This window comes from Clostridium subterminale (assembly GCF_039521425.1).
Lineage (GTDB): Bacteria > Bacillota > Clostridia > Clostridiales > Clostridiaceae > Clostridium_J > Clostridium_J subterminale.
Map to the genome: position 1 here is coordinate 253,193 of NZ_BAAACI010000001.1, position 15,938 is coordinate 269,130.

General features: G+C 30.6%; 13 protein-coding genes. 6 read left to right on the forward strand and 7 right to left on the reverse strand.

Translation table 11 applies throughout. From position 1 onward, the window contains the following. The first annotated feature begins 162 nt into the window (after nucleotides 1-162). A complete protein-coding gene (gene cypC / locus ABDZ93_RS01455; protein ID WP_343822962.1) occupies nucleotides 163-1,422 on the forward strand; it encodes a CYP152 family fatty-acid peroxygenase CypC in 1,260 nt (419 codons plus the stop codon). Between the two features lie 131 nt (nucleotides 1,423-1,553). After that, nucleotides 1,554-5,084, forward strand: coding sequence for a BREX system P-loop protein BrxC (brxC, locus tag ABDZ93_RS01460; RefSeq protein ID WP_343822964.1), 3,531 nt, complete (start codon nucleotides 1,554-1,556; stop codon nucleotides 5,082-5,084). A 38-nt stretch (nucleotides 5,085-5,122) separates the two neighbouring features. Here brxC and ABDZ93_RS01465 read toward each other — a convergent pair whose 3' ends face one another. The 4 genes from ABDZ93_RS01465 to ABDZ93_RS01480 all read right to left on the reverse strand — a co-directional run bounded on the left by ABDZ93_RS01465 (nucleotide 5,123) and on the right by ABDZ93_RS01480 (nucleotide 7,842). After that, nucleotides 5,123-5,263 (reverse strand): FeoB-associated Cys-rich membrane protein, encoded by a 141-nt coding sequence (locus ABDZ93_RS01465; RefSeq protein ID WP_343822966.1) that lies wholly within the window; start codon nucleotides 5,261-5,263, stop codon nucleotides 5,123-5,125. A gap of 13 nt (nucleotides 5,264-5,276) precedes the next feature. Further along, nucleotides 5,277-7,301 (reverse strand): ferrous iron transport protein B, encoded by a 2,025-nt coding sequence (gene feoB, locus ABDZ93_RS01470; protein ID WP_343822968.1) that lies wholly within the window; start codon nucleotides 7,299-7,301, stop codon nucleotides 5,277-5,279. Nucleotides 7,302-7,389: 88 nt separating this feature from the next. Continuing rightward, nucleotides 7,390-7,611 (reverse strand): FeoA family protein, encoded by a 222-nt coding sequence (locus ABDZ93_RS01475; RefSeq protein WP_343822970.1) that lies wholly within the window; start codon nucleotides 7,609-7,611, stop codon nucleotides 7,390-7,392. A gap of 21 nt (nucleotides 7,612-7,632) precedes the next feature. Beyond that, on the reverse strand, nucleotides 7,633-7,842 hold the full coding sequence (locus ABDZ93_RS01480) for a FeoA family protein (protein WP_343822971.1): 210 nt from the start codon (nucleotides 7,840-7,842) through the stop codon (nucleotides 7,633-7,635). A gap of 230 nt (nucleotides 7,843-8,072) precedes the next feature. On the opposite strand from ABDZ93_RS01480, the gene ABDZ93_RS01485 reads away from it, so the two are divergent. Continuing rightward, nucleotides 8,073-8,438, forward strand: coding sequence for a metal-dependent transcriptional regulator (locus tag ABDZ93_RS01485; RefSeq protein WP_343822972.1), 366 nt, complete (start codon nucleotides 8,073-8,075; stop codon nucleotides 8,436-8,438). 90 nt (nucleotides 8,439-8,528) lie between these two features. On the opposite strand, the gene ABDZ93_RS01490 is transcribed toward ABDZ93_RS01485, so the two are convergent. After that, the gene (locus ABDZ93_RS01490; protein WP_343822973.1) at nucleotides 8,529-9,875 is read right to left on the reverse strand and encodes a [Fe-Fe] hydrogenase large subunit C-terminal domain-containing protein; all 1,347 of its coding nucleotides are present in this window, start codon (nucleotides 9,873-9,875) and stop codon (nucleotides 8,529-8,531) included. Between the two features lie 124 nt (nucleotides 9,876-9,999). Continuing rightward, nucleotides 10,000-10,560, reverse strand: coding sequence for a peptide-methionine (S)-S-oxide reductase MsrA (msrA, locus tag ABDZ93_RS01495; protein WP_343822974.1), 561 nt, complete (start codon nucleotides 10,558-10,560; stop codon nucleotides 10,000-10,002). A 194-nt stretch (nucleotides 10,561-10,754) separates the two neighbouring features. Here msrA and ABDZ93_RS01500 point away from each other — a divergent pair, with 194 nt between their 5' ends. The 3 genes from ABDZ93_RS01500 (at nucleotide 10,755) to nagB (ending at nucleotide 14,548) form a co-directional block, all read left to right on the forward strand. Beyond that, complete coding sequence (locus ABDZ93_RS01500; protein ID WP_343822976.1) at nucleotides 10,755-12,833, forward strand: tetratricopeptide repeat protein; 2,079 nt, start codon at nucleotides 10,755-10,757, stop codon at nucleotides 12,831-12,833. A gap of 187 nt (nucleotides 12,834-13,020) precedes the next feature. Then, entirely contained in the window at nucleotides 13,021-13,434 is a 414-nt protein-coding gene (locus tag ABDZ93_RS01505) for a prepilin-type N-terminal cleavage/methylation domain-containing protein (protein WP_343822978.1), read from the forward strand. Nucleotides 13,435-13,804: 370 nt separating this feature from the next. Then, the gene (nagB, locus tag ABDZ93_RS01510) at nucleotides 13,805-14,548 is read left to right on the forward strand and encodes a glucosamine-6-phosphate deaminase (protein ID WP_343822980.1); all 744 of its coding nucleotides are present in this window, start codon (nucleotides 13,805-13,807) and stop codon (nucleotides 14,546-14,548) included. 76 nt (nucleotides 14,549-14,624) lie between these two features. Here nagB and ABDZ93_RS01515 read toward each other — a convergent pair whose 3' ends face one another. Next, nucleotides 14,625-15,842: a 6-phosphofructokinase gene (locus ABDZ93_RS01515; RefSeq protein ID WP_343822982.1), complete on the reverse strand. Its 1,218-nt coding sequence runs from the start codon at nucleotides 15,840-15,842 to the stop codon at nucleotides 14,625-14,627. Between the last annotated feature and the right edge of the window lie 96 nt (nucleotides 15,843-15,938).

A 15,938-nucleotide genomic window follows, 5' to 3' on the forward strand; every position in this document is an offset into this window, starting at 1 on the left:
CAATAATATTAAAGTACATGCTCAACATTTTATATAAGATTAGTGATATATTTTGCGAAAGCCTCTTTGCAATTTTTATAAAAAATCCATTGAACTTCAGTGTGATGAATATTTTAAGGTAGTGTGGGAAATATAGGTAGGATAGAAAGGGGTAGATAGTAGATGACAATAAATGAACATGTTAAACAAGATAAAAATATAGATAGTTCTATAGCTCTATCACAAGAAGGATATATGTTTATTAAAAACAAAATTGACCAGTATAAGACTGATGTATTTGAAACTCGACTATTAGGAAAAAAAGTAATTTGTATCAGTGGAGAAGAAGGGGCAAAAATATTTTATGACCAAGAGCTGTTTCAAAAAAATGGTGCATTACCAAAGCGTGTTCAAAAAACATTGTTTGGAGTAGATGCCATCCAAACAATGGATGGAGAAGAACATCTTCATAGAAAGCAACTTTTCATGTCCTTAATGACACCGCTACATGGAAAGCAACTTGCAAAACTTGTATTAGAGAATTGGGAAGCTAGTATTGATAAATGGAAAAGTTATGAAGAAGTTATACTTTTTGAAGAATCTAAAGAGATTTTATGTAAGTGTGCATGTCAGTGGGCTGGAGTTCCACTAATAGAATCTGATGTGAAAGAGAGAGCTGATGATTTTAGTGCAATGATTGATGCCTTCGGAGCAGTTGGACCACGTCATTGGAAAGGGAGAATTGCAAGAAATAAAGCTGAGGAATGGATAATTGGTATAATAAAAGATGTACGATCTCACAAGTTAAAGGTAGAAGAAGATTCAGCACTTTATGCAATGGCTTTTCATAAAGATCTTCATGGCAAAGAACTTAGTGATGAAATGTCAGCAATAGAACTTATAAACGTACTAAGACCAATTGTTGCTATTTCAACTTTTATTTCCTTTACAGCTTTAGCTTTATATAAACACCCCGAATGTAAAGAAAAGCTATTAAAAGGTGATAGTGGTTATCTTGAAATGTTCATACAAGAAGTTCGCCGTTACTATCCATTTACACCTTTCCTTGGGGGGATAGTAAAAAAGGATTTCAATTGGAACAATTGTGAATTTAAAGAAGGAATACTTGTATTACTTGATGTATATGGCACGAATCATGATTCTAGAATTTGGAATAAACCCTATGAGTTTTGCCCTGAGCGTTTTAAGGGATGGGAAGGTAACTTATTTGATTTCATACCACAAGGTGGGGGCGATCCTTCCAAAGGACATCGTTGTCCAGGGGAGAATATCACTGTGGAAATAATGAAAGCAAGCCTTGATTTTCTTGTTAACAGGATTGAGTTTGAAGTTCCGGATCAAGATTTAAGTTATAGTTTAGTAAGAATACCTACATTACCTGAAAGTGGGTTTGTAATTAGGAATGTGCGAAGAAAATCATAAATTTTTAATAAATGTCTACAGCTAGTTGTAATATGATATAATATTAAAGCAAGTTTACATAAGGCTTAAGTGAAGAAGCCTATATATAACCGAGGTTTAGGAATAAGTTAATAGTAACCAGGGGGAACGTAATGAACATAAAGTTAAAGGATTTATTTGAAAAAAAAATTAATAGGGATATTAAAGGGGTAATTAAGGTAGGTCAATGTGACCAAGAGAATATAAAACAGGAGCTAGAAGAATATGTGATTACTGGTGAGCTAAGTAAGCATTTAGATGAGTTTTTTAAGGCTTATAGCAGAGGCGTATTAAATAGCACTGATAGGAATGGGGTATGGATTTCAGGATTTTTTGGTAGTGGTAAATCTCATTTTTTAAAGATTTTATACTACCTTTTAGCTAATAAAAACATAGAAAATAAAAATGCACTAGATTATTTTTATAGTAAAGACATACTAGATTCTACCCTTAGGAATATTGAGCTTATAAAGGGCTTATCCACAGATATTATTCTTTTCAATATAGATTCTAAAGCTAACTTAGCTAAAAAAGGACATAAGGATGCCATTGTGAATGTGTTAAATAAAGTCTTTAATGAAATGCAGGGTTTTTGTGGTTCTATGCCATGGATTGCTGATATGGAAATACAGATGACTCAGGATGGGGTTTATGACGATTTTAAAGAAGTGTTTCATCATATATCTAGTAAGTCTTGGATTCAGGCTAGAGAAGATTTTTATTACGAAGAGGATGCTATAATAGACTCTTTATCAAAGGCTACTAAGATGAGTGAAGAAGCTGCTAGAAATTGGTATAGAAGATGTGAAGAAAATTACTCTTTAAGTATAGATAAGTTTACTTCTAGGATTAGGGATTATTGTGATTTAAAGGGAAAGAATCACCATGTTGTATTTTTAATAGATGAAATTGGTCAATATCTAGGAGAGGATACTCAGCTTATGCTAAATCTCCAGACGGTGGTAGAGGATTTAGGTAGCAAATGTGAAGGTAGATGCTGGGTTATAGTTACATCTCAAGAGGATTTAGATGAGTTCACTAAGGCTAAAGGTAATGACTTTTCTAAGATTAAAGGGAGGTTTAATACTAGATTATCTTTATCTTCTGCTAGTGTAGATGAAGTAATTAAGAAGCGTATTCTAAGAAAAACTCCTGAGGCAAGGGAGGAGCTACAAGATCTATATGAGGAAAAAGAATCTCTTATAAGAAATCTTTTAACTTTAACTACAGATACAGTGGATATGAAATTATATAAAGACAATTATGATTTTGCACAGGTTTATCCCTTTGTGCCTTATCAGTTTAATTTATTACAGGCTGTCTTTAATGGCATAAGAAGCCATGGAGTAGCTGGAATAAGTTTATCTAAAGGAGAGAGAAGTTTACTAGGAGCATATCAACAGGTAGCAGTGGAGTATATGAATAATAACACAGGCACCTTAGTTCCATTCTCAGCTTTTTATAGTACTATAGAGACTTTTTTAGACCCCTCTATTAGAACTGTTATTAGTTATGCTGAAAATAATGAAGGATTAAATATTTATGATATTAATGTCCTCAAATTATTATTCCTTATAAAATATGTTAAAGGAATAAATGCAAATATAGAGAACTTATCTACCCTTTTGGTAGATAATATAGAATCTTCAAAGAAAGAGATTAAAGAGCAGTTACAGAAATCATTAAGTAAACTTATTAGAGAAACTTTGGTTGAGAAAAATGGGGATGAATATGTATTTCTAACTGTCCATGAACAAGAGGTAAATAAAGAAATAAAAAACATGACAATTGATAGTGGGGAGATTACCCAAAGGATAGGGGAGATAATTTTTGATCATATATATGAAGGTTCTAAGTTTACCTATTCTAAGAAGTATGCCTTATCTTTTAATAAGATAATAGATCAGAGGGGAAGAGGTCCTCAAATCAACGATATAGGAATTAAGGTTATAACTGCTAATTATGATTTAGTAGAAGGAGTTAGCAAAAATCATCTTAAAGAATTATCCGATAGAGAAAATAATGTGATAGTAGATATGTCAAACCATGATAATTACTTAGAGGAAATAGAAAATATACTTAAAATAGATGCTTACTTAAGGATTAAAGATAATATAAATTCAACCATTGATATAGAGGATATTAAGATTAAAAAAATTAAAGAAAGAGAAGTTAGATTAAAAAGAGCTAAGTTCTTAATAGAAGAAGCTTTAAAGGAATCAGATATATATGTAAGTGGTACTCTTTTAGATATAAAGGTAAAAGGTGTGGTGGATAGAATCAATGAGGGTTTAAGAGCCTTAATAGATTCAAGGTATAACAAAATTAACTACATTAAAGAGTTTATTGATAATAGTAGGGTTCTACACCATATAGTGGAGGCTGATACTTGCCAAAGGATTATAGAGGATACCGAGTCTAATAAATTAGCCTTGGAGGAAGTAAATAGCTATATATTAACTAGCTCCATGAGAAATATTCAAATAACAATGAAGAGCATACTAACTAAGTTTTCAAATGTACCTTATGGATGGAAAGAGCTAGATATTCAAGGAATAATCCTTAAATTATTTAAAAAACAATATATAAGGGTTATATATGATAATGAAGTAGTGCCTTCCAATTGCAAGGATATAGTAGATTATCTAGTTAAAAGAGAGTATGAAGAAAAGGTTATATTAAAAAATAGAGAACGGGTAGCAAGTAAATATATAGACGTGGCTAGGGAACTAATTAAAGAACTCTTTGGAGGAGCTTATATACCTAGTGATGAAGAGGTCATCATGAACTGTTTTAAAGAGTTAGGTAAAGAAGAACTAACCAAGATTAAGGATATGATTCTTAGCTATACTTTAAATAAAAGCTATCCAGGGGAAAAAGTAGTGGCTCTAGGAAAAAAGTTATTTGAAGCCGTACTTAATATAGAAGACGCCATAGAATTTTTTAAATATCTCTATGATTTAGAGGAAGATTTCCTAGATTATGTAGATTATATTGATAATATTAAAGGATTTTTCTATAAAAAAGAAAACAATATGATAGACCTTAATACAAGGGGAGAGCAGAGAATGATTTTTGATGATGCTACAGATACCATTAATTCCTATGAAGAAAATAAAGAATTTATAGATAATGCTGAAATAGAAGGTATAGTGGAGGAGCTAAAAAGTATTTTAAGGATGAAAGAGCCCTATAGTAGGATTCCAAAGCTACCATTACTGATAGAAAACTATAATAATAAGATGGTAGAACTACTTAATAAAGAAAGCATTCCAGCGCTAGAATTTATTAATATTTGTAAAGATGAAATTATAGAAAACTTAGAATGCCATGATTTCTATAATAAATTTGCAAATGAAATTAATAAAGACTTTGAAAACCTTAGTAACAAAACTCAGCAATCAAAGAGTTTTGCAGTTATCTCATCCATGTATAACTTAGCAGAAAAGCTAAAGTTAAAGTGGATAAGTAAAATTATTAAAAAATCTGGCATAGAAAACAGTGCTAAGGTGCTTAGTGTGAGGGAATTGGTTAAGGGTGAAAAGGCTATAAAGAATGATGATGACCTAGATATATTCCTTGAGAATTTAAAAAATAAGTTAAAAGAAGAGTTGAGAGAAGATACAATAATAAGTTTAGTTTAAAATACAAGAAAAGCTGAGGAAATTTCCTCAGCTTTATTTTATCTATGACACTTGCTAGCTTGGGAGCAGCCTGAACAACCACAGCCACAACCATCACCTTTAGAGTGTTTTTTAAATTGTTTTACTGATACTAATATCATAGCACCTATAACTACAGCACCGATTAAAAATGTTGCCATAGTAACACCTCCTTTATAAAAAGATTAAGCGTCCAACTTGATATATGATTAAGGCAACCACATATGCTAAGGCAGTTTGATATCCTAAGGCGATAAATGTCCATTTCCAAGACCCCATTTCACGTTTTATGGCACCTATAGCAGCAAAGCATGGAGCAGCTAGAAGGGTGAATGCCATGAAGGAGTAAGCGCTAACCACATTAAATAGATCGCCCATAGTTGAAACTAAATTAGGATCACTTTCAGTTAGTTCAGCACCTAAACCAAATAGGACACCAAAGGTAGCAACCACATTTTCTTTAGCTAAGAATCCAGTTACAGTAGCAACGGCAGATTGCCAGTTACCAAATCCTAAAGGTGCAAAGATAGGAGCTATTACATTTCCAATGGAAGCTAATATACTATCTTGTGCGTCTACCATTTGAAGAGACCAGCTAAAGGATTGTAAGAACCATATAAGACCTGAAGCTACGAATATAATAGTACCAGCTTTTATGATAAAGGCTTTACCTCTATCCCACATGTGAATAAGAAGACCTTTTAAGCTAGGTATTCTATATTGTGGTAGTTCCATAACGAAAGGAGCTGGATCACCTTTGAATAGCTTAGTTTTCTTAAGAATTATTCCTGAAAGTATAACCATAGCTATACCCAAGAAGTACATGGATGGTGCTGCCCAAGGTTGAGTAGGGAAGAAAGCACCAGCTAGTAGTGCAAATACTGGTAGTTTAGCACTACATGGGATAAATGGAGTAAGCATTATAGTCATTTTTCTATCTCTATCATTTTCAATAGTTCTACTTGCCATAACAGCAGGAACACTACAACCAGACCCAATTAGCATAGGAATAAATGATTTTCCAGAAAGACCAAATCTACGGAAAATTCTATCCATAATAAAGGCTACACGAGCCATATAACCACAGTCTTCTAGTAAAGATATTAAGAAGAATAAAACCATTATTTGTGGTACAAATCCAAGAACTGCACCAACACCACCGATAATACCATCTACAATTAATCCATGTAACCAGTCAGCTACCTGCATATTCATTAACCAGTCAGAAACATTCCCTTGAATGATTTCAGCAAAAAGAGTGTCATTTACCCAATCAGTAGCTATAGTTCCAATAGTAGTAACGGCAATATAATAAATACCTAACATTATTAGTGCAAAAATTGGAAGAGCAAGCCATCTGTTAGTAACAATTTTATCTATCTTATCTGAAGTAGTTAAATTAGAGTTGTTTTTCTTCTTAACACATGAGGTAGTTATTTTACCTATATAGTCATAACGCTCAGTGGTAATAATACTTTCTGCATCATCATCAAGAGAGTTCTCATAATTTTTAATTAAATCATCCAATTTATGTTTTGTATTATTATCTAGTTTTAAATAATCAAGAACTTTTTCGTCTCTTTCAAAGAGTTTAATATAAAACCAACGTGGGTTTTTTATTAGCGAGTTTCCTTTTAATAATTTTTCTATGTTACTTAAAACATCTTCTGTATCCTTACTAAAGGTATCGAGTAAGGTCACCTTTGGAGTATTTTTACCAATCTCTACGGCTTTATTAGATAATTCCTTTAGACCTTTACCTTTAAGGGCAGAGGTTTCTAATACTTCACATCCAAGTGTCTTAGAAAGCTTTGAAGTGTTTATGATGTCTCCATTTTTATTTACTACGTCCATCATATTTAAAGCTATAACTACAGGAATCCCAAGTTCTACAAGTTGAGTTGTTAAATAAAGATTTCTTTCAATATTTGATCCATCAACTATATTGATAATCACATCTGGTCTTTCCTCAATTAAGAAGTTACGAGTAACGACTTCTTCTAGGGTATAAGGTGATAATGAATAAATACCTGGTAAATCAACGATAGTTACATCCTTATGCCCTTTTAATTTTCCTTCTTTCTTTTCTACAGTTACTCCAGGCCAATTTCCTACATATTGAGAACTACCTGTAAGTTCATTGAAAATTGTGGTTTTACCACAGTTTGGGTTTCCAGCAAGAGCTATTTTTATACCCATTTTAATCCCCCCTAAATGTTAGCCACTGCTAACTTGTTGATGAAAAATATACAGAGATTTAACTCTGTGAAAATTTTAGATTTAGAAACTATTCAACTAATATTTTTTCAGCATCAGATTTTCGAATAGAAAGTTCATATCCTCGAATAGTTATTTCAATAGGATCTCCTAAGGGAGCTATCTTCCTTAGATGGATAGAAGAGCCTTTAGTAACTCCCATGTCCATAATCCTACGTTTTACAGCACCTTCACCCTGAATTTTAACTACTGTAACAGTTTGTCCTGGCTTTACATCCTTTAATGTACTCATAATTACCTCCTAAAATAATTTCTATATAATAATCCTATTTGCCATAGATTTATCTATAGCAATACGGCTATCTTTAACATTAATAATTAAATTTCCACCTAACTCTGATATAAGAGTTATGCTTTCACCTACAATAAATCCTAGGCTTTTTAAAAATCTTACGGTTTCTTCTTTCCCATTAATTTTCTTTATAAAAACTTTTTCTCCAGATTTGGCCATAGTAAGTGGCATATAAATTCCTCCTTTAAGTATGCATAAGCTAACTGATATTCTAAAATATAAGTCAGCTTTAACTAACCTATATTTCGAGTTTACTACAAATGATTTATCATGTCAATTGAAAATGAGAATATTTTTCATGTAATGGGTAATTTTAATTATATTAGGAACTAATTTAGAAAGTTGAATGAAAATTTAACCTATGATAAAATGGGTAAAAAGGAACTTTACAGGAGATTATTATGAAAATACATGAATCCGGGGAAAATTATTTAGAAACTATTTTATTGCTTCAAAGAAAAAAGGGCTCTGTACGTTCTATAGATATAGCAAATGAATTAGATTATACTAAAGCCAGCATTAGCAGAGCCATGGGCATACTGAAAAAAGCTGAGTATATAAACATGGAACAAGGAGGGGAAATAACTCTCACAGAAAAAGGTATGAAAAAAGCAAGTGAAATATATGAAAGACACACTCTCATCACTAAATATCTAATGGACACTTTAAAAGTATCAGAAGAAATAGCTGATGAAGATGCCTGTCGTATAGAACACATACTTAGTAACGAAGCCTTTGAAAAAATAAAAGAATTGTATAATAAATAAAGATTGAGCATGCACTTTAATATAAGTGCATGCTCAATCTTTTATTAGATAAAAATTAATTTAATAGGAAGTTTCATTAATACAGTCTTTTTAAAAGTCTCTATGAAATATTTGTGTTTTACTTTCATCTTTGTAATCTTCTATGGTGAATATGCCAATGGCATCTAAGATTCCATTCATTACTGGGCTATCGTAGGCAACTTTATATTTTGAGTTATCTGCAAAGGTATCTACGGCAGTTTTAGAATTATCTCTAGGAACAATGGCTTTAGGGCCACCAACGCATCCGCCTACACATCCCATTCCTTCAATAAAGTTTCCTTTTATATTACCATTTTGAAGATCTTGTAATATTTCTTTACATTCCTTTATTCCGTTACCTTGAATTGGGTTTACAAGTTTATATTTTTCAGGAAACATTCTTTCTATACAATCTTTTATGGCAATTGAAACACCACCGGTACGTGCATAAAGTCTTCCACCTCGTGATGCGTATTCCATGGATGGGGTGCCTTCAAGGGTTTCTGGAGCTACATTAAAGGCTTCAAAAATTTCTTTTAATTCTGCAAAGGTTAGTACAAAATCAATGTCACCAAGTAAGTCAGGAGATTTAACTTCTGCTTTTTTCGCTACACATGGGCCAATAAATACTATTTTTACATCATGATTTAATTTTTTTAATACTCTACCAGCTGCAATCATCGGAGATACAGTAGGTGAGGTATGGGGCAACAAGTCTTTATAGACTTTTTTTAGCATTCCAACCCACATAGGACAACAGCAAGATGTAATCATAAAGTCTGAACTAGTTTTAACATGAGCATCAAATTCTATGGTTTCTTTAAGTGTAAGCATATCTGCAAAAAATGCCACTTCAACCATATCAGTAAAGCCTAGAGATTTAAAAGCAGTTCTAAGCTGTTCAATGGTACTATCTCCAAATTGACCCATTATAGCAGGGGCAACAGCTGCAACTACAGGAGTATTTTCCTTTAGTAGTTTAGCCAGTGGCATAAATTCTACAGTATCTAGAATACTTCCGGTTGGACATCCTTCTACGCAGAAACCACAATCTGTACATTTTTCACTATCTATATAGGTACTCTTAGTTTTTTCATCATACAAAATAGCATCAAAGGGACAACTTTCTTGACATCTTGTCTTTTCATTACAATCTACCTTACATTCCATTTTACATAGTTTAATTTTATTTACAATTTTGTGATCTGACTCATAATTATTTATGGCATGTTTTAGATCTTCTATGTAATTATTAGTAAAGGACAGATTCACTCCACATAGAGAAGAAATTTCTGCAGCTAAGGTTTCTTTATCAACAGAGCTATCCTTTAATATTTCCTCAATAACTTTATCTAATTTATCATTATAGTAGGCATTGATAAGTAATTTAAATAACTCACTATGTTCTTTCTTCATAATAGCACATCCAATCTTAAAATATTAAAGTTACGTTATATAGATTTAATTAATACAATTATTATTTATTATTCATTACATTTGAAAGAATTATCCAAGAGGAAACTGTAAAAGATATTTATTCTTAATATATTTTGTAATAATCATCACCCCAATATTTTTCTATAAATTCATCTCTTCCAGATATACTTCTATCCTTTGTATATTCTGTAGGATGAGTTTTATAAAATTCTTGATGATATTCTTCTGCTTCATAGAAGGTTGAGGCCTGAAGAATTCTAGTAACTACTTCTTTAGGAAATCTACCTGAATCGCTTAGAGCTTTTTTAGATTTTTCAGCAATTATTCTTTGATTCTCATCCATGTAGAAGATAGCAGCAATGTAGGAAGAACCTCTATCTTGAAATTGACCTTCATCATCTGTTGGGTCTATCTGTCTCCAAAAGGCATCTAAGAGCTTTTCATAGGTGATGATAGAACAATCGTAAGTAATTTTAATAGCTTCATAATGACCTGTAATTTGAGCTTTTACATCTTTATAGGTGGGATTGCTTAAGTCACCGCCAGTATAGCCAGAAGTAACACTTATAATTCCGTCTAATATATCAAACGGGGATACCATGCACCAAAAGCACCCACCAGCAAATATAGCAGTTTTGTAATTTTCACTATTAATATTCTGCATTTATAGTTGCCTCCTAATGTTCATTTTTAATTATATATTACCATATTTTAAAGGAATATATAGTAATTTAAATCCATATAAATTATAAATAGTATGGCAATAAATGAAAGTTAATCATTTATTAATTTAGATTTATATCCATCTATGGTAAAATCTAAATATGGATACATAAGGCTTATCGTTTAGGAGGAAGTATGGATTACAACAAATTTAACATAGAAGAAAAGTATGATAATTATAATAATATAACAAAAGTGGAAGCTGAAAAGATACTACTGAATTTAGATAGCGTAATAGATCATGATAAAGGATATGATTATTACATATTGAAGGGAAAAATGCTACTTAAGCTGGATAGAATGAAGGAAGCTTTTGATGCCTTAGAAAAGGCTATGACCTTTAATAAAACTGATGAAGTATATGACCTTTTATCCTTTGCCTATTACGAGGAAAAAGATTATAGAAAAGCACTTTTTTATATAGATTTATCCTTTGGAATAACTGCAGATGAATATATTTATAATCATAAAGGAAAAACCTTAGAAAAATTAGATAGATTTGAAGAAGCGTTTGAAACTTATTATGAAGGACTTAACTACGCTCTTTCTAGTTATAGTAGTTATGGTGATGTAGAGATATTTGGTGAAAACTTAGCTAGGCTAGGAGGGATTTTAAAAAATCTATATTTAGATAACATAAAGAAATTTATAAACCTAGGGGATTATTATAATCTTTATGAAAACTATATGAAACTTCTTCAAGTTATTCTTAAGGAAGAAGAAAATGACCACTATCATAGCAGTTCTGAATATGTAAGTGTAAAATATTTAGAATTAGTAGAAGAAGGAAAATATATTTTAATCGATAACAATTACTTTTTAGAAATGATAAGTATATATAAAATCCTATATAATATAGAAAATAACTCTGAGTATGAGGATAGAGAATATATTAATAAAAGCTATATAGACCAAAAAGTAAGAGAACTTATTGATGCTGTTATGGAAAGGACATCATTAACTAATGATGTAGATATAATTCTAAAAGTATTAAATGAAGTTATAAGCATTAAAAATAAAGATTACTATGGATACTTATATCATAAGGGTTTTATTTTTATGAAACTAAAAAGATATGATGAGGCATTAGATGTATTAGGTAGCATAGTTAAATATAATGAATGTCCTTATAATATAAAAGTTCAAAGCTACGAGTGTATAATTAAAAATATGTATGAAGCTGAAGATATATATAAGGAAAAATATGATGAATATAAAAAAAGCATGTCAGATATGCTTATAAATGAAATTCATAGGATAAAGGAAGATGAATATTTAACTTTAGATGATAGATGCGACAGAATAATACACAACTGTAAGAGAGCTATAAATTTAGAACTAGATAATGACTTTTGGTATGATTATATAGAAGAGCTATCTTTGGAATTGGGGGAGGAATATGAAGTTATTGTAAAGAACCAATCCATATATAAAGTAATACAAAATTATAATAAGGCCATTAATATTTACGATAGGCTTATTGAAGTAAAAAACAATGGTGCTCATGGGTATTATAGAAAAGGAAGGGCAATTGTATTAGTATTGAGACTTTTAAATAGTTCTAAGACCTCCTTAAAAGATTTAGTTGGAGTTCATAATTTAGATTGTTTTTCTTATTCAGAGGTTATATATAATCTTAATAAGGCCATTAGCCTAAAAAGTGACAATGGTAAATACTTTAACCTTTTAGCAAGAACTCATTTTGAGATTGGTGAATATGAGAAGTCCATGGGATATATGGAACAAGCTCTTAATCTTGCGCCTAATGATTTATATATGAATATAAATAAAGTTTGCATTTATATTAGAAGATATAAGTACACGGAAGCAGTAGATTATTTGTTTAAAATGTCCTATAAAGATATGAATAGAGGCACAGTAAGAAAGACTTTCCTTTCAAGAAAAGAAATTCTTAGTTTTCTAATGGGTATATTTAATTTATATCCAAGACAAGATAAAATCCACTGTATAATATCATATTATTTTTATGCAATAGTTGATTTCCAATATGATAAGGCTTTAACCTTTATTAATAATGCCATAGAAGTGTCTGATGATGAAAGATACTACTTGCTTAAAGCTAAAATATATTTAAAAAATGGAAATCATATAGAAGCATTAAAATGTGCAGAAGAAGCTATAGTTATTGATGATCATTATGATGAGGCCTTTCTTATAAGAGAAAAATGTAATGAAATATTAATAAAGAATTAGTTTATTTAATAAAAGTACCTAGGATTAAAATTAAATCCTAGGTGCTTTATTTTGTGAAGAAAATATATTGAAATTTATAGAAAAACAAAAATTATATGTATAAAAATGTATTATATGGATAATATAGTTTATGTATTTGTGTATTTAACACAAGTGTTGTGAATATAAAAATGAAAGGAGGAGTAGTGTGAATAAGAAAAATAGTAAAGCTAAGAAAAAGGGATTTACATTAATTGAGTTACTAGTAGTTTTAGGGATAATAGGTGTATTGGCTTTAGCTGTAGCACCAACAATGGTATCTAAGGTGGATGAAGCTAAAGAAAAAACCGATGTTTCAAATGCTAACTCAATAGCTGTGGCAGTTAAAACAGAGATAATAGAAGGAGATATAAATGCTTCAGGACCTATTGAAGAAAGTGATATAACGGAGATAGCAAATGATTATTTTGATGGCAAACTTCCAACACCACAATCTCAAGGTGGAACTTTTGTTATAACAGTAACTGATAATATAATTACTGTTAAAGCTGGAGAAAAAGAATTTTATCCTAATTATGTAGCTGAGGATAAAAAAGATAGTACAGAGACAGCAGGTAACTAAGATAACATGAGTAATAACAATAATAAATTCATTAGCATAAATTTATAGCTCATCTTAGTATAATACATAGATTAGTGAACTACCACCACTAACAAGGTTAATTTCATAAACTTTTTATAAAACACAAGAGAGTGGACTTTAAACATTTTTTCCTATTAGCTATTTATGAAGGTAGTTGATAGGAAGGTGAATGCAATTATTATCCACTCTTTTTTTATTGGTATATTTTAAGAAAATAAATATTTATATTAAAATCTCCTTATGTAATATATGTTATAATAGATTATATATTCTATTAAATACTAAATTTAACTTAAGGAAAATATACAGCCTACTTGTAATTGGACTTAAGCATAGAGGAGGAATAAAAATGAATATTATTAAAGCAGACGATTATGAAAGTATGAGTAGAAAAGCTGCCAATATAATTTCTGCTCAAGTTATACTTTACCCAAACTCTGTATTAGGACTTGCCACTGGTTCCACTCCCTTAGGAGTATATGAGCAGTTAATTAATAAATACAATGATAGAGAATTAGATTTTTCAAAGGTACATAGTATAAATCTAGATGAATACTATGGTTTGTCACCAGACCATAATCAAAGTTACCATTATTATATGAAGGAAAATTTATTTAAACATATTAATATGACCTCAAAAAATATTAATATACCTAATGGAATGGCTTCCAACATTGATTTAGAGTGTAGTAGATATGATAAATTGATTTCAGATTCTGGAGGTATTGATCTTCAACTTTTAGGTATAGGTCATAATGGACATATAGGGTTTAATGAATCGGGAGAAGTCTTTGAAAAGAACACTCATAAGGTTAAGTTAAATAAAAGGACTATTGATGCTAATTCAAGATTCTTTAATAGTATTGAAGAGGTTCCTGAGTATGCTATTACTATGGGAATAAAAGCCATTATGCAGTCAAAACGAATTCTTTTAATAGTAAATGGATTTAGTAAGGCAGCAATTTTGTATGAAGCTCTTTTTGAAACAATTACACCAAAAATTCCTGCTTCTATATTACAATTACATCCTAATTTAACTGTTATTGCAGATAAAGAGGCTCTTTCTATCATTGAAAAAATGTTGAAAATTTAATTTATAAAAGGAGTGGTTTTAAATAGAAACCACTCCTTTCATTATAAGTAAAATTAATTATTTGTACTTTGTAATACTATTTTGTTATGAAAGCATATTTGGGAAGACCATTTTCATATTGAATTTTTGGTTCTCCCATAATTAAAGGTAATGTATATTCATAGGCTTCTTTAGTTACATTGTTACCTTCTTCATTGATCCATTCCTTAGGGAAATATTTTATAGAGTTTGCTACTTCAGAAGTGTGGACAGCAAAGGTTTCTGATTTATATGGAGCATTAGAAACTCTCTTAATACCTATCATATAACCACTTTCACCTTCAGCAGAGTATTTTAATGCAGCAAAGCCACAGTTAAATGCTTCATCAATATCGGTTTGAGAAGCAAAGTGCATCGCACAACGTTGCATAGTTGAAAGTTCTATAGCTCTTACTTTCTTACAAACTCCATTCTCAGTAATTACATTTTTAATGTAACTACATACTCCACCTAATTGAGCGTGGCCAAATTTATCTAAACCAGTACCACCCATTTCACCAAGGAAAGTACCATCAGCTGTTCTTATTCCTTCAGAAACTACTATAACCACAGAATTTTTTTCTTCTAATTTTTTAGATATATCTTTTAAAAACTTATCTTCATCAAAGGCAACCTCTGGAAGATAAATTAAATCTACTACTGGCTCTCCATTTAATGTAGCAATACAAGAACTAGCAGCAAGCCATCCTGTATCACGGCCCATAGCTTCAATAACAAATACATTCTTTGCAGTATAAACACTAGCATCTAGTTTGTTTTCTAGAGCTATAGTTGAGATAAATTTAGCAGCACTTCCAAAGCCAGGAGTATGGTCCATTACTGGAAGATCATTATCTATGGTTTTAGGAACTCCAAAGAATTTTACAGGAAGATTATGTTCCTTTGCATAGTTACTAAGTTTATGAACTGTATCCATTGAATCATTTCCACCAATATAGAAGAAAGTATCAATTTCATGCTTCTTAAAAATATCAAAAAGTTTTATGTATTCTTCTTTATTATCTTCATAGGTTTTTAATTTGTATCTGCAAGACCCAAGTCCTGAAGATGGGGTATAAATTAATCTATCAATAACTTTACTGTCAATATCAGAAAGATTTATTATATTTTCACTTAAAATTCCTTCAATACCGTTAATTCCTGCATATACATTGTCAAAATAGTGTAGTTCTTCATTTGCTTTAAATACTCCCATAGCACTGGCATTTATTACAGAAGTAGGACCACCAGATTGAGCTACTATACAATTTTTCATATATTTAACACTCCTTTATATTGTGTAGAAATTTCTACACTTATTATTACACCTTTTTAATTATAATATAAATTATAATTACTAACAATTGTATAA